This is a genomic window from Mycolicibacterium stellerae, assembly GCF_003719305.1.
GTDB classification, from domain to species: domain Bacteria; phylum Actinomycetota; class Actinomycetes; order Mycobacteriales; family Mycobacteriaceae; genus Mycobacterium; species Mycobacterium stellerae.
The window spans coordinates 51,901-67,253 of the sequence record NZ_RARC01000005.1; the positions used below are offsets into that span (position 1 = coordinate 51,901).

Below are 15,353 nucleotides of genomic sequence, written 5' to 3' on the forward strand. Positions count from 1 at the left end.
ATTGTCGCACAGTCTGTTGTGCGCGTTTGCTAGTGGATTGATCTGCGCGCATACCGGGGCACGCCACCGGCGGTCGCTGCCCCGGGCGATAGTGTTGTGCTGCGCGATCTCAGATACGAATGTCTTCGAATGTGACGAGATGACCGGAAGGCGGCCGGGATGGGCCTGTTCACGCCGCGGAAAAGCCGCGCTACTCGGCGAGCTGAGGCCCGTGCCATCAAGGCAAAGGCGAAGCTGGAAGCCAAGCTCGCGGCGAAGAACGAGAACCGTCGCATGAAGGCCGCGCACAAGGCCGAGACCAAGGCGCTGAAGGCGCAACTCCGGGCGCAACGGGAGAGCGACAAGACCGCGCTCAAGGTTGCTGAGACAGAGCTCAAGGCGGTCCGCGAAGGCAAGCTGTTGTCTCCGGCTCGCATTCGCCGGTCGCTCACGGTTGCCCGGCTGCTGGCTCCGATCTTGGTGCCACTCGCCTATCGGGCCGCGATGGCCGCGCGCGGATTCCTCGATCAGCGGCGAGCCGACCGGCTGGGAGTTCCGCTCAGTCAGCTCGGCCAGTTCTCCGGGTACGGCGCGCAGCTGTCGGCACGCATCGCGAGTGCCGAGCAGACATTGCGACAGGTTGCCGAGAAGAAGCCAAAGGACGCCGAGACCAAACAGTTCGTGGCCGCCATGACCGATCGGCTCACCGACCTGTCGGCGGCGGTCACGGCCGCCGAGCACATGCCGACGGCGAACCGCCGGACCGCCCACAACTCGGTCAGCCAGCAGCTCGACGGCATCGACGCCGATCTGATGGCTCGCCTCGGCGTGGTCTGACGCGCCGGTGCCTGCCTTGCCGGCGACCACAGCAGCCCGTCTGCGGGGCATCGCCTCCGGGCTGCTGACGGCAGCGCTCGCGGTGGCCGCGCACGGCGCCGGGGACGGCGCCGCGCCGTCCGGCACGGCCGTCGTGCTGCTGGCGGTGCTCGCCGCGACGATGGGCGGGCTGGCCGCCACCATCTCCCGCACCGCCGATGTGCGCGTGCTCCTCGGCCTGCTCGCGTCGGGTCAGCTCATCGGGCACCTGCTGCTCGCCACCGCAGGCCACAGCCATGGCGAGCCCGAGTCGATTACTCCGGCCATGCTCGCCGGGCACGCACTGGCGGTAATCGTCGGTGCGCTGTTGATTGCCGCGGGTGACCGCCTCTGCCGTGCGGTGTCACGGGTCGCGACGGTGGCCGCGCGTGCCGTCGTCACGCCGATTCCGAGCAGGCAGGCCGTCGTCGTCGGCGCCGATCAGCCGCTGCGTTCGGCCCTGCTCCTCGCCGCGTCTGTGTCACATCGGGGTCCGCCGGTCCGCCAAGTGCGCTGACCGACCGAAACCCCATCAACACAGAAAGTGACAATCGAATGCATTCCCCATTCGGGGCGCCCAAGCGCGCCCTCATCACCGTGGCGGGCACCGGAGTCGCACTTGGCATCGGACTGGCTTCCGGTGCGGGGCCCGCGTTGGCCCATGTCCATGCCGACGCCGACAATCCCGCGCCCGGCGCCACCGCTGTGGTGACCTTCCGGGTTCCCGGAGAATCCGAAAATGGCTCCCTGACAACGAAATTGAGCGTCGATCTGCCCGACGTCGCGTCCGCAAGAACGGAAGTCATGCCGGGCTGGACCGCCACCCTCGACAGGGACAAGGCCGCGGGTACCGTTCGCTCGGTGACCTGGACCGCTGACCCCAAGGTGGGCATCTCGTCCGACCAATTCGCACTGTTCCGGGTGTCGGTCAAGCTGCCAGACGGCGACAGCGTGACGTTTCCCGTCACGCAGACGTATTCCGACGGCACGGTGGTGCGCTGGGACCAGCCGCCACTGGCCGGTGGCGGTGAACCCGAGTACCCGGCGCCAGAAGTGAGCTTGACCGGTGCCGCGTCGGCCGGGACGGACCACCATGAGATGACGGCGCAGGCCGCGCCGACCGCCGACAATGCCGCGCGCTGGCTCGCAGGCGGTGCCATCACATTGGCCGCGGTGGGCGTTGCCGCGGCGCTGATCGCACGGAGGCGCACTTGATCCGGTTGTTCCGGCTCGCGTTCATCGCCGCCCTGGTGGCGGCGATGGCGCTGGCCGGGGCGCCCGTCGCGGCCGCGCACGCCGCCCGCATCGCCGCCGATCCCGCCGACGGTGCATCGCTGGGCCAGGGTCCGCAGCGGGTCAGCGCGACGTTCAACGAGCAGTTGCAGCCGGAGTTCGCCGCGATGACCGTTGTCGGACCCGACGGGAATCTGTGGTCCACCGGCGACCCACAGGTGCAGGGGGCGGTGATCGCTGTCGAGGTGCGCCCACTCGGCCCCGCGGGGACCTACACCGTGAATTACCGGGTGACGTCGGCCGACGGCCATCCGGTGTCGGGTTCGTGGTCGTTCCGGCTGACGGTGGCCGCGGCAGGCACGCCCGGCCCGTCGGCAGCCAGACCGGCCGGCTCCGGCGGCGACGGCGCGATCCCGGTGTGGCCGTTCCTGGCAGTTGGCGCGTTGATCATCGGCGGCGGAATCCTCTGGGCGACACGACGAAAGACATGATCGCCGCCACCGCGGTGCGCGCACTCGCCGACTGCGCGGGCGTCACCACGCTCGGCCTGGCGGTGGTGCCGATGCTGGACACCGGGCGGTACCGGGAGGAGCTGAACCTGCGGGCAGGCGGGCCACTTGCCCTTGCCGCGGGCGCGTGGCTGTTCGCCGAGCTCTGTCGCGTCGTGGTGGGCGCAGCGGCGGCTGCGGCGGTGCCGCTGGCCCGGGTGGGTCTTACGACGACGGCGGAGTTCGCGACGGTGACGTCGGCCGGGCGGTCCGGCCTGCTCAGTGTCGCGGCGGCCGGGCTGGTGTTGGCGATCGCGCTCGGCGCGCCGAGGACGCCGCCCGCGGCGGTCGCCGCAGCGGGGATCACCGCGGTCGGGTTGGTCGCGCGCACGATCGGCGGGCACATGTCCGCCAGCGCACCCGGCGCCATCGCCATCGCGATTCATGTACTCGCCGCCGCGACGTGGTGCGGGACCTTGGCGGCGCTGGTGTTGACCGTCCACCACCGTGGCCAGTGGGCACGGGTGCTGCCGCGGTTCTCCGAGCTGTCGCTCTGGTGCGTGATCGCATTGCTGACCGGCGGCGTGATAGGTGCTGTCGTGGTGGTTGATTCGGTATCGCAGTTGTTCGCCACCGGCTACGGGCGAATTCTGCTGATCAAGATCGCCCTTACCGTTGTGTTGATGGCGTTGGCCTGGCGCAATCGCGCCCGCTGGTTGCCTGCGGCGAAGGCACATCGCGTTACCGCTTACGTATCGCGATCGCGATCGGCGACCGAGCTGGCAATCATGGCGGTGACGCTGACCATGGCCGCTGCACTGTCGGTTACCGGTTAGGGTTGAATGATTGAGGACGAGACACTGCAAAGGAGCAGCCTGATGGCCGACCAGCAGGATCGACCCGACGAAAAGCCTGACGTCGCACCGCCTGCGCCACCGCCACCCGCGCCACCGCCCGCGCCCGAGTCGGCGAGCCCCCCGCCGGACGCGACGCCGCCCGCAGCACCACCGCCTGCTCCTGCGCAGAAGAAGGCACCGGGCAAGAAAGCGGCCAAGAAGACCCCTGCGAAGGCCGCGAAGAAAGCCGCACCCGCCAAGAAGCCGGCGAAGAAGGCCACGGCAAAGAAGGCACCGCCGAAGGTTGCGCCACCGGTCGCACCGAAGCTGGCCGACACCAACGGTGACCGCAACATCGCCGATGCAGCCAAACAAACAGCGGCACAAGCGAAGTCGACCGTGGCAGCGGCGGTCAACCCCGTCTCGAGCCAGGGCACGGTGCCGCTGGTGGGACCCGAGCCATCACGGATACCGATCGCTGCGGCGATCGCGGCCGGCGTCCTGGCCATCCTGCTGGTGATCGTGGCGCGTCGACACGGCGACGACTGACAAATCGGTTGACCCTCACGCCACGTCAGGGTCGATGATGGCGGCATGGACGCCAAGACAGTCGGTGCCGTAGCCACCCTTACCGGTGTCTCCGTCCGCACCCTGCACCACTACGACCACATCGGTCTCGTGGTGCCGAGCCTCCGCACCTCTGCCGGGTACCGCGCCTACACCGACGCAGACATCGAGCGGCTGCATCTGGTACTGGTGTACCGGTCCGTCGGGCTGCCGCTCGAGGAGATCCGCACGCTGCTCGACAACGCGGACGCCGATGTCGTCGGCCATCTGCAGCACCAGCACGCGCTGCTGGTCGGGCAGGCCGACCGGCTCAACGACACCATCAAAGCCGTGGAGGAACTGATGAACGCGCACCGCAGGGGCATCCAGCTGTCGGCCAGGGAGCAGGTCGACATCTTCGGCACCACCGCTTTCAGCGAGGAGTACGCCCGCGAGGCCGAACAGCGGTGGGGCGACACCGACGCATGGAAGCAGTCGCAGCAGCGGACGGCCCGCTTCGGCAAGGACGACTGGCTTCGTGTCAAGGCTGACGGTGATGCCCTGCTCGCCGCGCTGGCCGAGGCCAAGCGCGGGGGTGTCGCGCCCGGTTCGCCGCGAGCCAAGGAGCTAGCGGCACGGCACCGGGCGTCGATCGAGCAGTTCTACGAGTGCGGCGACGAGATGCACCGGTGTCTGGTCGAGATGTATCTGGCCGACGAGCGGTTCACCCGGTACTACGACGATGTCGAGCCCGGCCTGGCGCAGTTCGTGCACGACGTCGTCGTCGAAAGCCTCAATTCCTAGGCCCATCGTTAGCATCGAGGCGTGAGCATCCAACCGCGCCCCACCGCTGACCTCGTCGACGAGATCGGACCCGGCGTCCGCAGCTGCGATCTGCAACTGCGCCAGTTCGGCGGCCGGTCGGAGTTCGCGGGGCCGATCACCACGGTCAAGTGCTTCGAGGACAACGCGCTGCTGAAATCGGTTCTCTGCGAACCCGGTAACGGCGGGGTGCTGGTGATCGACGGCGACGGGTCGCTGCACTCGGCCCTGGTCGGCGACATCATCGCGGGTCTCGGCGTCGAGAACGGTTGGGTGGGGCTGATAATCAACGGCGCGGTGCGCGATGCGGCGACGTTGAGGACATTGGACATCGGTGTCAAGGCACTCGGCACGAATCCGCGCAAGAGCGCCAAGACCGGTGACGGTCAACGCGATGTCGCCGTCGAGTTCGGCGGCGTGGTCTTCGTGCCTGGCCACGTCGCCTACAGCGACGACGACGGCATTGTCGTCATCGCCGCGGGCTGATGCGTTAGATCGACGCCGCTACGGGCGCACGGTGTTTGGTGAATAGCAGCGCTTCGTCGTCAACCTTGCCGCGGCGGATCAGTTGCAGATCGAGCAGGTAGTTCTGCTTGAGCCGCCACGGCGTGACGTGGCCGCCCTTCGGCAGCTGGTCGAGGGCGCGAAGGACGTAACCCGGGCTGAAGTCCATTATCGGACGCTCTTCGACCGCATCGCCGGGATGCTGCGGCTCGACACGGTCAAAGCCGTTGTCGTCCATGTAGTTCAACACACGGCAGACGAACTCGGACACCAGATCGGCCTTCAGGGTCCACGACGCGTTGGTGTAGCCGACAGTGAACGCCATGTTCGGCAGCCCGGTCAGCATCATGCCCTTGAAGGCCATCATGTCGGTCAGCGGCATCGCCTCGCCGTTGCGCTGGATTTCGGCACCGCCGAACAGTTGCATGTTCAAACCTGTTGCCGTGACGATGATGTCGGCGTCCAACTCTTGGCCCGAGGTCAGCTTGATCCCGGTCTTGGTGAACCGTTCGATGGTGTCGGTGACGACGTCCGCCTTGCCTTTGCGGATGGCCCTGAACAGGTCACCGTTGGGCGCAACACACAGCCGCTGGTCCCACGGCTTGTAGGACGGGTTGAAGTGCTTGTCGATGTCGAAGCCCTCGGGCAACCGGCGCTCGGCGAAGGTCCGAAGTTGCTTGCGGAAAAAATTGGGGAACCGACGTGCCAGCTGGTAGTAGAAAGTGCTGCGGGCGATCGCCTTCCACCGGGTAACGGTGTAGGCGGCATTGGTCGGAAGCATCCTGTTCATCCGCGCGGCGAAGGCATCCTTGTCGGGCTGGGGTGCGATGTAGGTGGGCGACCGCTGCAACATCGTGACGTGGGCCGCGCCCGAATCGATCAGCGCGGGAATCAGCGTGACCGCGGTGGCACCGCTACCGATGACGACCACCTTCTTGCCCTGGTGATCGAGATCTTCCGGCCAGTGCTGCGGGTGCACGATGGTGCCCTCGAAGTCCTGTGAGCCGGCGAACTCGGGGCTGTAGCCCTGGTCGTAGTTGTAGTAGCCGCTGCAGGCGATCAGAAAGCCGCAGTTGATCTGGACGCTCTCACCTCCGCGGTCGACCGTCAGCTCCCACTGGTTGTCGACATCCGACCAGTTGGCCGTGCGCACCGTGTGCCCGAACCGCATGTGCTTGTCGATGCCGTTTTCGGCGGCGGCTTCCTTGAGGTAATTGAGGATCGACGGCCCGTCGACGATCGCCTGCTCGGACGACCACGGCTTGAACCGAAAGCCGAGTGTGTACATGTCGGAGTCCGACCGAATGCCGGGGTACTTGAACAGGTCCCAGGTGCCGCCGAGGTTCTCCCGGCGCTCCAAGATCAGGTAGCTCTTGTCGGGGCTGCGGTCCTGCAGATGCCAGGCCGCACTGATGCCGGAGATACCGGCCCCCACGATGACTACGTCGACAAATTCGGTCATGCTGTAAAGCTATCAACGCGGTGTCGAATAAGTCAACAGTGTGTTGAGAAACTCGACGCCATGTAAAGTTGCGAGCGTGACAGTCGCCAGCCAACCCCGTGCTGCCCGTGGCCGCCGCGCCGCTCGGCCGTCGGGCGACGACCGTGAGCTGGCCATTCTCGAGACATTGGAGCGGCTTCTCGCAGACCGTCCGCTCGCCGAGATCTCGGTCGACGACCTCGCCAAGGGCGCAGGGATCTCGCGGCCGACCTTCTACTTTTACTTCCCGTCGAAGGACGCGGTGCTGCTGATGCTGATGGACCGCGTCATCTCGGAGGCGTACGCAGCACGCGAAGCGCTTACGGCGGATCCGCCTGAAGACCGCATGGCGTTCTGGCGCGCCGGTATCGGCGTCTACTACTCGACGTTTCATGCTCACCAGGCCCTGGCAGCACCGTGGTCTGTGGCGAAGTACACCAATTCGGAAGCCCGCAAGCTGTGGTCAGACTTCATGCAGACGTCCATTGACCAGACCACCGAGGTCATCGAGGCCCTGCGTGCCAGGGGCGCCGCTCCGGAGAACCTGCCTGCACGCGAACTCGCGACGTCGCTCAACCTTCTCAACGAGGCGGTGATGACGGCCGCTTTCGCCGGCCAGAAACCAGCCCTGTCGGACGAGCGGGTGATGGACAATCTTGTCCACATCTGGCTGAACGCGATCTACGGCGACACTCCCTGACTTGTCACCCGGGGGTGCGAACATTTGTTCGTGTCCGGGAGCGCTCACGCTCATTCGACGGCTCGGCCGTCGGAAGCCAACACGACGGCTCGGCCGTCGGAAGCCACCATCCTGCACGCTGATCTCGACTCGTTCTACGCGTCTGTCGAGCAGCGTGACGACCCTGCGCTGCGCGGCAGGCCGGTGATCGTCGGCGGCGGTGTGGTGCTTGCGGCGAGCTATGAGGCGAAGGCCTACGGCGTGCGGACCGCGATGGGCGGACGGCAGGCTCGCCAACTCTGCCCGCACGCGCTCGTCGTGCCGCCACGGATGAGGGCGTATTCCGAGGCCAGTGACGCGGTGTTCGAGGTCTTCCATGACACAACGCCGATCGTCGAGCCGCTATCGGTTGACGAGGCCTTCCTCGACGTATCCGGGCTGCGCCGGGTGTCGGGGACGCCTGTCGAAATCGCGGCCTGGCTGCGGGCGGCGGTTCGCGACCGCGTCGGCCTACCGATCACCGTCGGCATCGCCCGCACCAAGTTCCTCGCCAAGGTCGCCAGCCAGGAGGCCAAGCCCGACGGGCTGCTGCTCGTCCCACCCGACCGCGAGCTGGCCTTCCTGCACCCGCTGCCGGTGCGCAGGTTGTGGGGCGTCGGTGTCAAGACCGCCGAGAAGCTCCACACCCACGGCATCGAGAAGGTGGCTGACGTCGCCGAGCTGAGCGAGTCGACGCTCGCCGCGATGGTCGGCGGCGCGATGGGCCGTCAGCTGTTCGCCTTGTCCCGCAACATCGATCGGCGCCGGGTTGTGACGGGGGTGCGCCGCCGCTCGGTCGGCGCGCAGCGCGCGCTCGGACGGCGCGGCAACACGATGTCGGCAGACGAGGTCGACGCCGTCGTCATCAATTTGATCGATCGGATCACCCGCCGGATGCGCACCGCCGGGCGCACGGGGCGAACGGTGGTGCTGCGGTTGCGGTTCGACGACTTCGGTCGCGCCACCCGGTCACACACCATGGCGCGGGCCACCGCCTCCACCGACGTCATCCTCGAGGCGGCAAGGGAACTCGTCGCTGCCGCGGCACCCCTGATCGCCGAACGAGGGCTGACCCTGGTCGGTTTCGCGGTGTCCAACATCGACCGCGGTGGGGCGCAGCAGTTGGAGCTGCCGTTCGAAGAACATGCCGACACCGTGGCGCTCGACGGCGCTGTCGACGAGGTGCGGAAGCGCTACGGGAACGCCGCCGTCACGCGCGGCGTGCTCGTCGGCCGCGACCCCGGCCTCGAGATGCCGCACCTGCCCGACTAAAGAAGCTGTGCGGCAACGAATCCGGTGAGCAGAACGGCGAAGCCGCCGATTTCGGCCACGATGAGCGCGAGCATGCCCGCATGAACACCCGGGGCGGGATCCGCGAACTGATTGGTGGTGTCACGCTTCGCGCCGTGGCCGATGTAGGTCACTATCGCAATGACGAAGAACAGCACGACGACCATTGCCGCAGTCAGGTTCACCCAGGTCGGCCAGCCGCTCAGCTCGACGAAAACGGCGATCAGCAGGGTGGCGAACGAGTAGAGCAGCGCGGCCCGGTGCGCGATGTCCACATACGGGTGGGCGAGATGGTTCTCCGAGACGGCCATCTGACGGTATTTCCATACGCCGAGGGCAAGCGACATCAGAAAAATGAGTCCGGCCGCCAGCAGCGTGAGCCTGGTGTCGATGCCTAGAACCACGCGCCTAGATTACGAGGTCGTCCAGTCGAGCAGTTTGTCGGCGGTCCACGTATTGACGATCCGCTCCACCGGCACCTCCGCGTCCAGCGCCCGTTGCGCGCCGTAGCCAAGGAACTCGAGCTGCCCAGGCGCGTGTGAATCGGTGTCGATCGAGAACAGGCAACCGATCTCCAGCGCCATGGCCAGCAGCCGTGTCGGTGGGTCGCGGCGCTCCGGCCGAGAGTTGATCTCCACCGCCGTGCCGCTGTCCCTGCACGCGGTGAACACCTTCTCCGCGTCGAACTTCGACTCCGGCCGCATACCTCTGCCGCCGGTGACAAGCCGGCCCGTGCAGTGGCCGAGTACATCGGTGTGCGGGTTCTGCACAGCGGTGATCATCCGGCGCGTCATCGCGGGCGCATCCATCTTCAGCTTCGAATGCACGCTGGCCACCACGACATCGAGTCGGTCGAGCAGCTCAGGGTCCTGATCGAGCGAACCGTCCTCGAGGATGTCGACCTCGATACCGGTGAGGATGCGCATGGGCGCGACGGTCTCGCGCAGTCCGTCGATCACATCGAGTTGCTTGCGAAGTCGCTCCGGCGACAGGCCGTTGGCGATCGTCAGCCGCGGCGAATGATCGGTCAGCGCGCAGTACTCGTGGCCCAAATCCCTTGCCGCCAGCATCATCTCCTCGATCGGTGCAGACCCATCCGACCAGTTGGAGTGCACATGCAGGTCACCGCGCAATGCCGACCTGACATCGCCTCCACCGAGATCCTGCGCGGCCGAGCGTAATTCGACAAGCGAATCCGGCTCCCGGCCCGCCCACGCCTGGGCTATCACCTTCGCCGTCTTCGGGCCGACACCGGGCAAACTCTGCCAGCTGTTCGCAGCGCCATGACGCTCACGGTCGGCGTCGCTGAGAGCCTCGACGATGTCGGCGGCGTTGCGGTAGGCCATCACCCGCCGAGAGTCCTCGCGCGCCCGGTCCTTGTAGTACGCAATCTGACGTAGGGCGACGACCGGATCCATGGCTCCAGTGTGCCGCCTAAGCACGCCAACCGGGATCGCGGCCGCTCAGCGCGACGATCTTGTCGAGGTCGGATGCGTCGTCGGAAACCGGCACAGCGGGCCCGAACATCCCATCGGTACCGGCCGCGTCGAACTGCGCAAGGTGCTCGAGACAGGCCCTCGCGGTGGCCGGGTCGCAATCGTAGGGCTGACCTGTGGCGGCGGCGACGTCCCAGCCGTGGATGACGACCTCGGTCAGCGCCACGGAACCCGCGACCTCGCCGGGCAGGTCGATCCCGCCTGCCCGGGTCATGCCCTCCCACGCATCGGGATCCCGCCAGGTCTCGGCGAGTCCGGCGAGACGCTGCGGGTAGGAGGTGCGCCAGTCCGCGTCTACCTGCACACCGTCAACAGGTGGGGTGTCGGTCATCGGGCCGAAATCCTTGGCCGCCGCCGCGGCGAAGGCCAAGGCCAGCCCCCCGACATGCGCGATCAACTCGTCGAGGCGCAATTTCTCGCACGGTGTGGGCAGGGCCAGCTGGTCATCGGTAACCCCTGCCAGGATGTCGGCGGTGGCTTGGCAGGCCGAGGTGAGTTCGATCATGTGTGTACTGACCGCCTTACGAGCGAAAGCTCATCGCGGTCTACAGATCGTTGCCGGCGTAGGACAAATTGAAACTCTTGTTGGTCAATGGGAAGTCGGGCACGATCGTGTCTGCCATGGCGACGGGCAGGGCGGGCCAGTTGAACCAGGACGGGTCGACGATCTTCGCGCGCGTGATGCGGGCGTTGGCGTCGATCTCGACGCGGTGCACGATCGTGCCGCGCCAGCCCTCGACGATGCCGACGCCACTGCGGTGTCCGTGGGGCGGTGTCGCCGTGACGGCGTATTCGAGCGGGCCGGTATGCGATTCGATTAGATGGCAGGCCAGGTCGACGCCGGCCGCGAAGTCGTCTCGCCGCACCGTGTAGCGGGCCAGAACGTCGCCGTCACCGGACCCGTTCTCGGTGACGGGGAGGTCGACGGTCGGGTGGTCCAGCCGTGCGTCGGTTCGGACGCCGCTGGCCCGGGCGACATATCCCAGGCAGCCGACGGCGCGGGCATCGTCGGCGGTTAGCACCGACGTTCCGGCGAACCGGTCGTGGACGCCGCCGTTGGCAAGCGTGAGCTCGGCGACTTCGGCAAGGTCGCGGGCTATCGACCGCAGTGCCGCCGTATCCGGCAGCTCCAGCAGGGCCACCCGGCCGGGACCGATGGCTCCGCGCAGCAGCCGGTGCCCGGTCACCGCCTCGTTGAGCCGCAACAGCCGTTCACGGATCCGTTGGCAGTGGGAGTTCGCCAACGAGAAGCCGACATCGTTGGCGAGTGCGCCGAGGTCGGCCGCCAGGTTGTAGAGCCGCTCAAGCTCGACAAACAGCGCCCGCAGCCGATGCACCGAGTCGGGAACCTCGATGCCGAGCGCGTCCTCGACCGCGAGGCTGTGCGCCAGCGCATGGCCTGCGGACGTGTCGCCGCTGACGCGCTCGGCCAATTCAGTCGCGTCGGTGGCGGCCCTGCCATGGAATGCCTTCTCGAGGCCGCGGTGCACGAACCACAGCCGCACCTTCAGCCGCAGCACGGTTTCGCCGACGACGGAGAACCTGAAATGCCCCGGTTCGATCAGGCCTGCGTGTACGGGGCCCACCGGGATCTCATACACCCCGTCTCCCTCCACCCTGACGAAGGGGAACCGCCCGCTCGGCTCGAATTCCGGTGCAGGCCCGGCATCTTCGCGCATCGGATGCCAGCCCTCCGGCCAGTGCGCATGCCGCACCAGCCGGCGCGGCCGCGGATGCCCCGCTGGCCGGATGCCGTAGAGGTCGGCCATCTCCCGCTCGAAGCGACCGGCGGGGAACGACATATACGCCAGCGACGACACCGCGGGATCGCTTGTCGGCACGATGGTTTCGAGTTCGATCCGACGGTCCGGGCTGCCCGCAAGGAACAGGTACACGACCCGCAGCCGGTCGCCGTCGTCGTGCGCCGCCATCAACGCCAACCGGAAGCCGGACGCCAGGAGTTCTTCCGCCTTGTCGGCCACGGCGTCCCGGGAGAGCCTGTGCAGTTCGCGATCCCCGGTCATACCGCGCCCAGCTGTCCTGCGGCGGTGGTCAAGAGTTCGGTCAGCGGGCCCGCCGTGATTCCGAGCGCGACGGAGGCGGCGACCCCGGCCAGCAGTGCGGCGGCAACGGTGGCGGGCACGACGATCGTCGGTGCAACCTCAGGCGCGGCGCCCAGCAGCATCCGACCCGCGTTGCGCGCGAGTGCGGCGAACGCGACCACGATCAACAGCATCGCCGTCGCCAGCACCGCCGCCAACCCGGCATCGGCCAGCGATCGCGCGATGGCCAGCTCGCTGGCGAAGATCGCGAAAGGGGGCATTCCAAGCAGCACGATCAACCCGACCGCGTACGAGCCGCCGACCAGCCGCGAGCGACGTACGACGCCGGTGATGTCGGCTATTGCGGTGCTGTCGTGGGCGACCTGCATCTGCCCGCCGGCCAGGAACAACACGGTCTTGCCGACGCCGTGGGCGAGCACGTGCAGCAACAGGGCCGCGATCGCCAACGTGGTCCCCACCGCGGCGGCGATCGCGACCAGCCCCATGTTCTCCATCGACGAGTAAGCGAGCATCCGCTTGACGTCGCCGGTCACGGTCAGCATCAGCGCCGCGACCAGCAGCGTGGCCAGTCCGAGCACGATCAGTCCGGTGCGCAGGAATGTCGGCCCCGTGGCGGCGTCGACGATCGGCTTGATGCGCAGAAGCACCGAGAACGCCACCGACAGCAGCACCCCGCTCATCAGCGCGGACACCGGTGCCGGGGCCTGGCTGTGGGCGTCGGCCAGCCAGGTGTGGAACGGGACGAGGCCGACCTTGGCGCCGTAACCGACGAGCAGGAGACCCCCGGCCAGCCGGGCCACCCCCGGATCGAGGCGGGCGGCGTACGCCGCGAGCACGTCGAGGTTGAGCGCTTGGGCATCGGGCGCGCCGGCCTGTTGCGCGGCGAAGTACAGCAGCACTGTGCCAAGGAACGCCATCGCAATGCCGACCGAGCAGATGACCACGTACTTCCATGTGGCCTCCAGCGCGGTCTTGGTGCGGCGGTGTCCGACCAGGAAGGCGGTGATGACGGTGGTGGCCTCGATTGCGACCCAGATGACTCCGATGTTGTTCGCGCACACCGCCACAACCATCGCCGCGACGAACGCCGGGGCCAACACGCCGTAGAGCCGTGCCCCGTTCGGGTCGGTGTGGCCGTGCTGAAGTTCGGCGTCGATGTATCCGATGCTGGCCCACGTGGCCAGCGTGGCGACGACGCCGATGACGATGAGCATCGTCACCGAGAGTGCGTCGACGCGCAGCAGCCCGCCCGGCGAGACATACTGCGCGGATCCGATTCGCACGCCGAGCGTGACCCCGCAGGCCAGCACCGTGACGGCCGACAGCGCCGTGAGCGTCGCCGTCCAACGGCGCCATCCGACAACGAGATTCACCGCTGACGCGACGATCGGTGCGAAGATGCAAGCAAGCAGCAGTGCGGTCATCAGTCGCGCAACTCCCGCAGGCGGTCCAGGTCGGCACCGCCGAAGGCGCGGCGCAGCCGTCCGGTGAGGATGCCGATCACCAGCACCGCGAACAGCACGTCCAGCGAAGCTCCGAGTTCGACGATCACCGGCACGCCGGCGGTCAACAGGAACGCAGATGCGGCGATCCCGTTGTCCAGCATCAGGAATCCCGCTGCCTGCGATACCGCGTGACGCCGCGTCGTCATCACGAAAAGGGCGATGAGGATCACCGCGAACGCGGCGGGCACCGCGTTGACGACCGCATTCGGTTCCAGGTTGACCAGGGGGCGGGTGACCGCGAATGCCACGACGGTCAGGACCGCGGTGATCAGCAGGGAGGCGGCGGTGTTCACCAGTGGCGTTGCTTCACGCTGCGTCCGTTGTTCGGCGGCCAGCGCCCTGGTCAACAGCCACGGCAGCACCGCGGCGCGCAGGACGAGCACCGCCGCACCGACCGCGACCAGAGCGTGGTCGTTGTCGTGAAGTCCACGCACGATCGGAATTGCCGCCAGCGCAACGCCCTGCCACGCCAGCAGTCGCACAATCGCGCGCAGATCGCGCCGCCACACGATCAGCACGGCGGCCAGCGTGAGGCCGCCGGCGGCGAGGTCGATCAGGGTGGCGAAGCCGACGTCGGTCATTGCGGCCCCGCCACGGTGAAGAAGTTGGCGGCGGTGACCGCGAGCAGGGCCAGAAGGAACGACCCGGCAAGCAGCTCGGGCACCCGGAACAACCGCAGTTTCGCGATGAACACCTCGGCGCTGGCCAGCAGCACCGCCAGCACACCCACCTTGACGGTCACCGCGGCGACGCCGACGATGACGGCGGCGGCGCTGGGCTGGCCACCCGCAATTCCCCACGGCAGGAACAGGTTCGCCAACAGCGCCAGCACGACGGTCAACCGCATCGCCGACGCCCATTCCACCAGTGCGAGGCGGGGACCCGCGTATTCGAGCACCATCGCCTCGTGCACCATCGTGAGCTCCAGGTGGGTCGCCGGGTTGTCGACCGGGAGGCGCCCGGTCTCGGCGATGATGACGATCACCAGAGCGACGAAGGCAAGAACGCCGGTCAGCGATGCAACCAGCCCGGGGTTGGCGAGAGTATTGGTTACCAGCGCACCGAGATTCGACGATCCGGCTTGGATTGAAAGCGCGAATACGGCCAGCAAAATCGTCGGCTCCACCAGTGCGGCGATGGTGATCTCCCGGCTTGCGCCCATCCCGCCGAACGAGGTGCCGGTGTCGATCCCGGCCAGGGTCAGTGCCACCGTGCCCAGGAAGAGCAAGCCGACGACGGCGAACAGATCGGCACTCGAATCGAGCGGCGACCCGGTGGCCACCAGCGGCACGATCGCGGCGATCAGCAGCGTGGTGCCTGCCAGCACCGCCGGTGCCGACGTGAATACCAGCGTGGTGCCCTGCGGTGTGATCTGTTGCTTGCCAAGCTGTTTGCGGAGGTCTCGCCAGGGTTGCAGCATTCCGCCGCCCGCACGGCCCTCCCAACGCGCCCGCACCTGCCGCATCAGCCCGATCACCAGAGGCGCGCCGATGGTCACGGTGCCGATCTGGGCCGCGCCTGCGGCGTAGGACATCACA

General features: G+C 67.7%; 18 protein-coding genes. 10 read left to right on the forward strand and 8 right to left on the reverse strand.

The genetic code is table 11. The annotated features are described in order from the left end of the window. The first annotated feature begins 159 nt into the window (after nucleotides 1-159). Genes D6M19_RS08950 through rraA form a run of 8 tightly spaced genes read left to right on the forward strand, consistent with a single transcriptional unit; the run spans nucleotide 160 to nucleotide 5,245 of the window. Nucleotides 160-816, forward strand: a complete 657-nt coding sequence (locus D6M19_RS08950) for a DUF6474 family protein (protein WP_123024856.1) — start codon at nucleotides 160-162, stop codon at nucleotides 814-816. Nucleotides 817-823: 7 nt separating this feature from the next. Beyond that, complete coding sequence (locus tag D6M19_RS08955) at nucleotides 824-1,351, forward strand: hypothetical protein (protein ID WP_206428485.1); 528 nt, start codon at nucleotides 824-826, stop codon at nucleotides 1,349-1,351. A 38-nt stretch (nucleotides 1,352-1,389) separates the two neighbouring features. Continuing rightward, nucleotides 1,390-2,049: a YcnI family copper-binding membrane protein gene (locus tag D6M19_RS08960; protein WP_123024857.1), complete on the forward strand. Its 660-nt coding sequence runs from the start codon at nucleotides 1,390-1,392 to the stop codon at nucleotides 2,047-2,049. 5 nt (nucleotides 2,050-2,054) lie between these two features. Further along, nucleotides 2,055-2,558 carry a copper resistance CopC family protein gene (locus D6M19_RS08965; protein WP_234834799.1) on the forward strand — a complete coding sequence of 168 codons (504 nt, stop codon included), beginning with the start codon at nucleotides 2,055-2,057 and terminating at the stop codon, nucleotides 2,556-2,558. Further along, a complete protein-coding gene (locus D6M19_RS08970; protein WP_123024858.1) occupies nucleotides 2,555-3,391 on the forward strand; it encodes a CopD family protein in 837 nt (278 codons plus the stop codon). The genes D6M19_RS08965 and D6M19_RS08970 overlap by 4 nt, the downstream gene beginning before the upstream one ends. Before the next feature lie 42 nt (nucleotides 3,392-3,433). Continuing rightward, nucleotides 3,434-3,940: a hypothetical protein gene (locus D6M19_RS08975; RefSeq protein ID WP_123025032.1), complete on the forward strand. Its 507-nt coding sequence runs from the start codon at nucleotides 3,434-3,436 to the stop codon at nucleotides 3,938-3,940. A 45-nt stretch (nucleotides 3,941-3,985) separates the two neighbouring features. Beyond that, nucleotides 3,986-4,741, forward strand: coding sequence for a MerR family transcriptional regulator (locus tag D6M19_RS08980; protein WP_123024859.1), 756 nt, complete (start codon nucleotides 3,986-3,988; stop codon nucleotides 4,739-4,741). 21 nt (nucleotides 4,742-4,762) lie between these two features. Then, nucleotides 4,763-5,245: a ribonuclease E activity regulator RraA gene (gene rraA / locus D6M19_RS08985; RefSeq protein WP_123024860.1), complete on the forward strand. Its 483-nt coding sequence runs from the start codon at nucleotides 4,763-4,765 to the stop codon at nucleotides 5,243-5,245. Between the two features lie 4 nt (nucleotides 5,246-5,249). Here rraA and D6M19_RS08990 read toward each other — a convergent pair whose 3' ends face one another. Further along, nucleotides 5,250-6,725: a flavin-containing monooxygenase gene (locus D6M19_RS08990; RefSeq protein WP_123024861.1), complete on the reverse strand. Its 1,476-nt coding sequence runs from the start codon at nucleotides 6,723-6,725 to the stop codon at nucleotides 5,250-5,252. Between the two features lie 76 nt (nucleotides 6,726-6,801). Here D6M19_RS08990 and D6M19_RS08995 point away from each other — a divergent pair, with 76 nt between their 5' ends. Together D6M19_RS08995 and dinB are read left to right on the forward strand one after the other, a co-directional pair. Continuing rightward, nucleotides 6,802-7,443, forward strand: coding sequence for a TetR/AcrR family transcriptional regulator (locus D6M19_RS08995; protein WP_123024862.1), 642 nt, complete (start codon nucleotides 6,802-6,804; stop codon nucleotides 7,441-7,443). Between the two features lie 24 nt (nucleotides 7,444-7,467). Then, on the forward strand, nucleotides 7,468-8,733 hold the full coding sequence (dinB, locus tag D6M19_RS09000; RefSeq protein ID WP_407665316.1) for a DNA polymerase IV: 1,266 nt from the start codon (nucleotides 7,468-7,470) through the stop codon (nucleotides 8,731-8,733). Here the strand turns inward: dinB and D6M19_RS09005 are convergent. The 7 genes from D6M19_RS09005 to D6M19_RS09035 all read right to left on the reverse strand — a co-directional run bounded on the left by D6M19_RS09005 (nucleotide 8,730) and on the right by D6M19_RS09035 (nucleotide 15,349). Then, on the reverse strand, nucleotides 8,730-9,098 hold the full coding sequence (locus tag D6M19_RS09005) for a hypothetical protein (protein ID WP_234834800.1): 369 nt from the start codon (nucleotides 9,096-9,098) through the stop codon (nucleotides 8,730-8,732). The genes dinB and D6M19_RS09005 overlap by 4 nt on opposite strands. A 66-nt stretch (nucleotides 9,099-9,164) precedes the next feature. Further along, nucleotides 9,165-10,169 carry a PHP domain-containing protein gene (locus tag D6M19_RS09010; protein WP_123024864.1) on the reverse strand — a complete coding sequence of 335 codons (1,005 nt, stop codon included), beginning with the start codon at nucleotides 10,167-10,169 and terminating at the stop codon, nucleotides 9,165-9,167. Between the two features lie 16 nt (nucleotides 10,170-10,185). Continuing rightward, nucleotides 10,186-10,752 (reverse strand): TIGR03086 family metal-binding protein, encoded by a 567-nt coding sequence (locus D6M19_RS09015; protein WP_123024865.1) that lies wholly within the window; start codon nucleotides 10,750-10,752, stop codon nucleotides 10,186-10,188. A 40-nt stretch (nucleotides 10,753-10,792) separates the two neighbouring features. Beyond that, entirely contained in the window at nucleotides 10,793-12,271 is a 1,479-nt protein-coding gene (locus D6M19_RS09020) for a hydrogenase large subunit (protein ID WP_123024866.1), read from the reverse strand. Next, entirely contained in the window at nucleotides 12,268-13,734 is a 1,467-nt protein-coding gene (locus tag D6M19_RS09025) for a proton-conducting transporter transmembrane domain-containing protein (protein ID WP_123024867.1), read from the reverse strand. The genes D6M19_RS09020 and D6M19_RS09025 overlap by 4 nt, the downstream gene beginning before the upstream one ends. Continuing rightward, the gene (locus tag D6M19_RS09030; protein ID WP_123024868.1) at nucleotides 13,734-14,396 is read right to left on the reverse strand and encodes a hypothetical protein; all 663 of its coding nucleotides are present in this window, start codon (nucleotides 14,394-14,396) and stop codon (nucleotides 13,734-13,736) included. Before D6M19_RS09030 ends, D6M19_RS09025 begins: the two co-directional genes overlap by 1 nt. Then, nucleotides 14,393-15,349, reverse strand: coding sequence for a respiratory chain complex I subunit 1 family protein (locus D6M19_RS09035; protein ID WP_123025034.1), 957 nt, complete (start codon nucleotides 15,347-15,349; stop codon nucleotides 14,393-14,395). The genes D6M19_RS09030 and D6M19_RS09035 overlap by 4 nt, the downstream gene beginning before the upstream one ends. Nucleotides 15,350-15,353 lie beyond the last annotated feature (4 nt).